Source organism: Bradyrhizobium jicamae, assembly GCF_001440395.1.
Lineage (GTDB): Bacteria > Pseudomonadota > Alphaproteobacteria > Rhizobiales > Xanthobacteraceae > Bradyrhizobium > Bradyrhizobium jicamae.
This window is the reverse complement of record NZ_LLXZ01000102.1, coordinates 23473-29762: the sequence shown is the minus strand read 5'-3', so window position 1 is coordinate 29762 and position 6290 is coordinate 23473. Positions and strand designations below refer to the sequence as shown.

The following is a 6290-nucleotide window of genomic DNA, read 5'->3' as shown; positions in this document are numbered from 1 at the left end:
CCCTGCAGATGCTCGGCCGCGCCAAGAAGGTGATGATCGACAAGGAAAACACGACGATCGTCAACGGCGCCGGCAAGAAGGCCGACATCGAGGCCCGCGTTCAGCAGATCAAGGCGCAGATCGAGGAAACCACCTCGGACTACGACCGCGAGAAGCTGCAGGAGCGTCTGGCCAAGCTCGCGGGCGGCGTCGCGGTGATCCGCGTCGGCGGCGCGACCGAAGTCGAGGTGAAGGAGCGCAAGGATCGCGTGGATGACGCGATGCATGCGACCCGCGCGGCGGTTGAAGAAGGCATCGTGCCGGGCGGCGGCGTCGCCCTGCTCCGTGCTTCCGAGCAGCTCAAGCGCATCCGTACCCAGAACGACGACCAGAAGACCGGCGTCGAGATCGTGCGCAAGGCGCTGTCCGCGCCGGCCCGCCAGATCGCGATCAACGCCGGTGAGGACGGCTCCGTCATCGTCGGCAAGATCCTCGAGAAGGAGCAGTACTCCTACGGCTTCGACTCACAGAACGGCGAATACGGCAACCTGGTCTCCAAGGGCATCATCGACCCGACCAAGGTGGTCCGTGCAGCGATCCAGAACGCGTCCTCGGTCGCGGCTCTGCTGATCACGACCGAAGCCATGATCGCCGAACTGCCGAAGAAGAACGCTCCGGCCGGCGGCGGCATGCCCCCCGGCGGCGGCATGGGCGGCATGGACTTCTAAGTCCAGCCACTCAGGCGATACGCAAGAAATGCAAAACCCCGGCAGAAATGCCGGGGTTTTTGTTTGGCTGACGATGTGGATAGCCGCCAGCGCGGTGAAGGCTTACCTGCAACGCTGCGCTGAACGAAGGCTAGCTGCCCCTTGAGATATCCCTGTTATGCACAGTGCTTCCGCAAATATACGATTGTTTGGGTTGACAATCTCAAAAAAAATTCTCGCGAGAGTCGGAATTCGAACCGACGTTCCGCTTCTCCTGACGCAAAGTTGTATCGGGTCGGGGCTAAATCAAAGCTCATCCAAAATCTGATCGGACACGGAGCGCGAGCTCCCGTGACGCATGTGGGCGCCGCGGAGAATGCTTTCGCTTGAGAAGGAGTAATGTTGCGTGAGTGAAAGCGAAGTGAAAGTAACAGCAAACGGAACCAAGGTTTTCGGAATGCCACTGCTCGACTTCTCGAAGATCGCCTTGCCTGGCATGGGCGGCAATGAACAGGTCGTGGCGCGCGCACGGGAAAGCTTCGAGAAGATCAAGGCCGCTTCGGAGGAGATGACCGAAGCGCTGCGCGAGACCTGTTCCAGCAGTTCCAGAAACACGACCGACTACGGGCTGAAGGTGTTCGAAATCTCAAACGCCAATGCGGCCTCCGCACTCGACTTCTGGATCGATCTCTGCGGCAGCAAGTCTGCGACCGATGCTCTTGCGTTGTCCGCGGCGCAAACGCGCAAGGCGTTCGATGCCGCTTCCAACCAGAACAGGGAATTGTGGGTGCTTGCCCAGAAGTGTGCGACCGAAACGGGTGAGCCGATCAGGAAGCACTTCAGCAAGGTTCTCCATCTGGCGGACTAGTGAAGCCCGCTCATCCAAAATTCGCTGTCAGGAGAGATCCGGCCGGTTGGAAGCGAGCCCGGCGAGCATGCAGCCCCCACTGGCCGTGCTCGACCAAACAAGGTGCGCGATGCCCCCCCAAGTACCCGCACCAATAATGGGCGCATTCCAATCGGCCGGTGCTTTCTGCACCAACGATAAAGACAATCGCTAGGGAGATCGACATGGGTATGGTGATGGTCAAATGTCCGCAAACCGGATTGGCTATTCCCACCGGAATCAAGACTGATCGTGAAAGCTTCGGCCGGCGCCCGGTGTTTTTTTCGCGTACGCGTTGCGTGATCTGCCACACCGATCATCCCTGGTTTGCCCGCGAAGCCTGGGTCGACGAGCCGGGCATCCGGGTACGGCATCGCGCCGGCGCCCCGGCGCAATGCTGACACGGATCGGGTGACGATCGTGATGGAGGGGGCGCCATGCCACGCACGCAAATCTCAAATGAGACATCGACCTGGCTGCTGCAGGCCAAGGAGATTCTTGATGAAGCCCGACGGCTGAAGCCGGGTCCCGAGCGCAAGGAACTGCGCCAGACGGCGAAGGTGTTGCGAGAAATCGCCAAGCTGGAGGCGGCATCCGGATCAGCGCCCGAACGTGACCGATGGCCGCGAACCTAGGCTTCGCTGAGTGATGGGTTTTCCCATAACGCAGTCGCGCCAAACGCGCTCAGATCGCATCGCGCGATTTGATCTCGGGTAGGAGCGCCGTCGAATTCGTCGCGAAGATCTCCTCGACTTCGACACGCATGGCGTTGTGGCATTCGCACGCTGCCGCCGCGAGCCGCGTCCGGTCGATCTCGATCAGGCCTCGTCGATCCGCCCTGATTGCGCCACACGTTCGCAGGTTACGCATCACGAGCGTCACGGTCGTGCGTCGCACGCCGAGCATTTGCGAGAGGGATTGCTGCGTGAGCGGAAGCGTATCATGGTCGACACAGTCGCGCAGATGGAGCAGCCAGCGAGCCATGCGCGCCTCGACCGGGTGTAGCGCATTGCAGGCTAGACCGAGCTGGAACTGTACCAACATCGCCTTGACGTGAGTTTGAACCATGCGCCGGATCGCCGGGCTTCGACTAAAAGCGCCGTAAAATCGCGATGCAGGAATGCGAGAGGCGGTGCCGGCCGCACGAACGATAGCCGTCGTCGTCGAAGGTGACGGCCCGAGCACCGAAAGCACGCCGACGGCGCCCTCGCGCCCGACTGCCGCGGTAGCAACCGTGTGTCCGTCCGCCATGTCGATCATCAATGCGATAGCGCCGACGTGCGGGAAGACGACGTATTCAATATCGTCACCTGCTCGCGAAAGGACCGCATCCTGTTCGAGCGCGATCGTCTCCAGTTCGGGTTCCAGCAGATTGAGATCCGGTGCAGGCAATGCTGCAAGAAGGCGATTGCTCACGGCGCCGCCAGGTTTCACTGAGGCAATCCCCGCAGTAACGTGTCTGCGGCGTTCTCCATCAGGAGTGTCGCGAAACGGCGGTTTCAACATAGATCAAAACTGCTCTCTCAACGCATACCCGGACAACAACGCCGTTACCCCAAATAACAAACTTCAAACACCTGGTCGCAGGGCGGACTGTCCGCGCGCAGCGCTTTTAGGAAGTTAGATGCAAATGGGCTGCCGGACGCAACCGCAAAATACGCATGGGTAATACGGTAACAATACGGGTAGCACGGTAGCGGTACGCAAAGTTCCATTTCCGGCGCATGGCAAATGCACCCGGCCGACGCCCATTGCTTTTGCAGCTAATTGCTCGAACAGGATGCAAGAATCCGGCAGCGGTGCGATTTTTTGTTTTGCGATTTTCACCCCGCCCGCCTGCGCGGCGCAGCGGTCAATACGGCTTCGCCCAGGCATCGGCCGCCGCGATGATCTTGCCGACCAGGCGGCCGAGTTCACGCCGATGCCAGAAACAAAAAATGAAGGGCCGCCCGTGGGCGACTCTTTAGCTCAACTGCATCATCACGGATGCTGGATGCACACGTTCATTTGCCCTTTCGCCATGGCGCATCGGTTTCCCAATCGCCGGCCATGATCGAACCGTACGGTATCACCTCATCGATCACCTCCCCGAGGCCGTATTTCGCGATCTGCGATCGCACCGATGCGGCGTTCTTATAAGCCTCCGGCAGTTCCGACAGATCGGGCTTGCCGCAGTAGAAACGGGCATCGATGCCGGCCGGCAGCCGAGGCTTGTTCTCGCGCAGGAAAGCCTTGCGTCCGATATTGCGGCCGGCGCCATGCGGAGCGAAGCCAAGCGCGTCCTTGTTATCCCTGTGCTTCAGCAGCAGCACCGGCTCGGCCATGTTGAGCGGAACGATGGTGCGCCCGTCATCATCATCCGAAAAGCCGGACCAGTTCGGGGTCGCCCCCTTGCCGTGATAGAACAGGCCATCCACCTTCCTGAAAACGAAGTTGTGTTCGTTCCAGAAGCGATCCGCGACAGCATTTCCGATTTTCGCGGCGGCAAGGTCGTGGATCGCATGGTGGTTGGCCTTGGTCCAGAGTCGCACGATCTGCAGCGCTTCCCAATAGGCACGGCCGTGTTCGCTTGACGCCTTGATCCAGGCATTGTGGTCGGGCGTCTTCGGCGCGTGTATAGCCGTGTGCTTTCTGGCGACCGCCATTCCGCGCTTGTAAACCTGCGCGCCAAGGCCGCGAGAGCCATGATGCGTCACCAATGCGGCATGCCCCGTCGATCTGAGGTGACCGACATAGGCAAAGTGATTCCCGTCGCCTTGCGTGGCGAAGTGACCGATCGCGAACCTCTCGAGGCCCCTCAGGAACGGATTGCCGTCAAACCTGGACATGATCTCGTTCGGCGGAATGTGAACGCCGTCCCGGCCACCCGGACCGAAATGGGTGACTTCCTGCGCGGCATCGAGAATGCGCTTGGGATCGTCCTTGCGGCCAAACACGGTAATGGCGACCGAGCAGCAAATGTCCGACGAATGGAATCCGGGATGGATCGCATCCTCGCACGCCACGACTCCGCCAACCGGGATCGTCCCGGCTGCCGTGCCGGACGGGCAGGCATCGGGCATCACAGCGCCGGCCACGATCGTCGGCACCCGCATCAACGCATCCATGTGCTGGGCGACTGCGGCGATGTTGGCACGCTCCAACTCGTTTTCGGCATCGATCAGCATCGAGAACGGCAGACCGTTGGTCCGCATCAACGTTTCAATCGGCTGCAGGGCCTGCAGCGCGACGAAGATCGCATCGTCGTCCGCGCCGCCGGCGCGCATGATGCTGGCGGTCTCCAAGGCATCCTTGAACCAGCGCCCGGGTCTAAAGCCCCAGGCGATCAGCGTGTTGCCGTCAATGGTCTGAGGTACTCTCATGATTTCCACCTCGACGAATATCTCGTCCATTAGCGAAGGGCCGCCCGTAGGCGACCCTTCTTTTCACGCATTCTCCGCGGGCTTGATGCGGACCAGCTTGCTCAGCAGCGCGTCGAGGCCCTGCCCGTCGCCTGCATGCAGGTCGATCCGGCCGACCTTCTCCACCAGCCGCTCCAGCGACTCCAGTTCCTTGAGCCGCAGCAGCAGAGGGTTCTCCTCCATCAGCTTGGCCGTGTTCAGGAGCGAGCGCGTTGCCGCGGTCTCTTCCTGCCGGCGGATCAGGTTCGCCTTCGCGACCCGCTCCGCCTCCACGACCTTGTTGACGAGCTCGCGGATCTCGCCGGGCAGGATCACGTCCTTCACGCCGAGCTCCGTAACCTCCACGCCACTGTCGGCGACACGGTCGCGGACATAGTCGCGCAGCTCCGCATCCAGCGACGCCTTCGCCGAGAGCACCTCGTCGAGCGTGCGGCCCGCCACCGCCTCACGGATCGCGAACTGCACCAGGCGGTACAGCCACGCATCCACGTCAGGCACGGCCGCGACCACGCGCTCGGGGTCGACGATCCGGCGGAACGCCGTCAGCGTCACACGCAGCGCGATGCGATCCTTCGTCAGCATTTCCTGCGCGGTGATCTCGACTGCCTGGGGACGCAGATCGAGGCGCTTGACCTCGATCTTGCGGCCGGCGATCCAGAACGCGTGCCGGCCGGGCGCGAGCCGCTCCACCAGCCGGCCCTCGACATAGAGCAGGCCAGCCTCGTGGTTCTCGACCACCGCTTCCGTCACGATGGTCGGGCGGTTGCGTTCGATCATCGCCAGGTGGCGATCGGTCACACGGGGATCGCTTCCCACATCGATGCGCTCGACATCGATCGCGGTCGCGACCTTCCAGTAGACGCGCGCCTGCCAGGGCGTCATCAGGTGCACGGGACGGCCGTCGAGGCTGACGATGGCGATCTCGTTCGCCTTCGTATCTACCGCCTCGAACAGCTCCGCGGCCAGCTCAGGCCGCGCGGCCTTCAGCACCGCGTAACGCTCCGCGGGAAATTCGGTGCGAACGACGTTGAAGATCTCCACCGTCAACTGACGCCGCAGATCGAACAGAAGGTGACGGCCGGGTTCGAGCACGCGCTCGAGCCTGCCGTTGCGCGTCAGCAAGGCGCGCTCGCCATCCTTCACCGTCACCGTCTTCATCAGCAAATGCCAGGTCATGGCACGCCTCCATGGTTTGCCCTCCGGCCCTCGCGGGGTCGGAATGCTGGTTTCGTTTGCAAAGGACGTGGGGACGCGGACGACGCTTCCTGAAAAATCGACGGGCCGGGTTTGAGCTTGCGCGATGGCGGGCGCACGCGT

The 6290-nt window shown here is 62.0% G+C and carries 7 protein-coding genes; 4 read left to right on the top strand and 3 right to left on the bottom strand.

Annotated features, from left to right (window positions below):
• The 4 genes from CQ12_RS46345 to CQ12_RS16025 all read left to right on the top strand — a co-directional run.
• On the top strand, nt 1-707 hold a 707-nt coding region (locus CQ12_RS46345), incomplete at its 5' end, for a TCP-1/cpn60 chaperonin family protein (RefSeq protein WP_283807368.1).
• 385 nt (nt 708-1092) lie between these two features.
• Nucleotides 1093-1554, top strand: a complete 462-nt coding sequence (locus tag CQ12_RS16035; protein ID WP_063799750.1) for a phasin family protein — start codon at nt 1093-1095, stop codon at nt 1552-1554.
• Between the two features lie 203 nt (nt 1555-1757).
• On the top strand, nt 1758-1973 hold the full coding sequence (locus CQ12_RS16030; RefSeq protein WP_057836264.1) for a hypothetical protein: 216 nt from the start codon (nt 1758-1760) through the stop codon (nt 1971-1973).
• Between the two features lie 36 nt (nt 1974-2009).
• A complete protein-coding gene (locus tag CQ12_RS16025) occupies nt 2010-2207 on the top strand; it encodes a hypothetical protein (protein ID WP_057836263.1) in 198 nt (65 codons plus the stop codon).
• 49 nt (nt 2208-2256) lie between these two features.
• Here CQ12_RS16025 and CQ12_RS16020 read toward each other — a convergent pair whose 3' ends face one another.
• The 3 genes from CQ12_RS16020 to CQ12_RS16010 form a co-directional block, all read right to left on the bottom strand.
• Nucleotides 2257-2988, bottom strand: coding sequence for a Crp/Fnr family transcriptional regulator (locus CQ12_RS16020; protein ID WP_245309941.1), 732 nt, complete (start codon nt 2986-2988; stop codon nt 2257-2259).
• A 587-nt stretch (nt 2989-3575) separates the two neighbouring features.
• Complete coding sequence (locus CQ12_RS16015; protein WP_057836428.1) at nt 3576-4934, bottom strand: RtcB family protein; 1359 nt, start codon at nt 4932-4934, stop codon at nt 3576-3578.
• A gap of 63 nt (nt 4935-4997) precedes the next feature.
• Entirely contained in the window at nt 4998-6149 is a 1152-nt protein-coding gene (locus CQ12_RS16010; RefSeq protein WP_057836261.1) for a slipin family protein, read from the bottom strand.
• Nucleotides 6150-6290: the final 141 nt, after the last annotated feature.

Coding starts and splice junctions, on each gene's coding strand:
- CQ12_RS16030 (WP_057836264.1), top strand. CDS start 1,758: ATGGGTATGGTGATGGTCAAATGTCCGCAAACCGGATTGGCTATTCCC.
- CQ12_RS16025 (WP_057836263.1), top strand. CDS start 2,010: ATGCCACGCACGCAAATCTCAAATGAGACATCGACCTGGCTGCTGCAG.
- CQ12_RS16015 (WP_057836428.1), bottom strand. CDS start 4,934: ATGAGAGTACCTCAGACCATTGACGGCAACACGCTGATCGCCTGGGGC.
- CQ12_RS16010 (WP_057836261.1), bottom strand. CDS start 6,149: ATGACCTGGCATTTGCTGATGAAGACGGTGACGGTGAAGGATGGCGAG.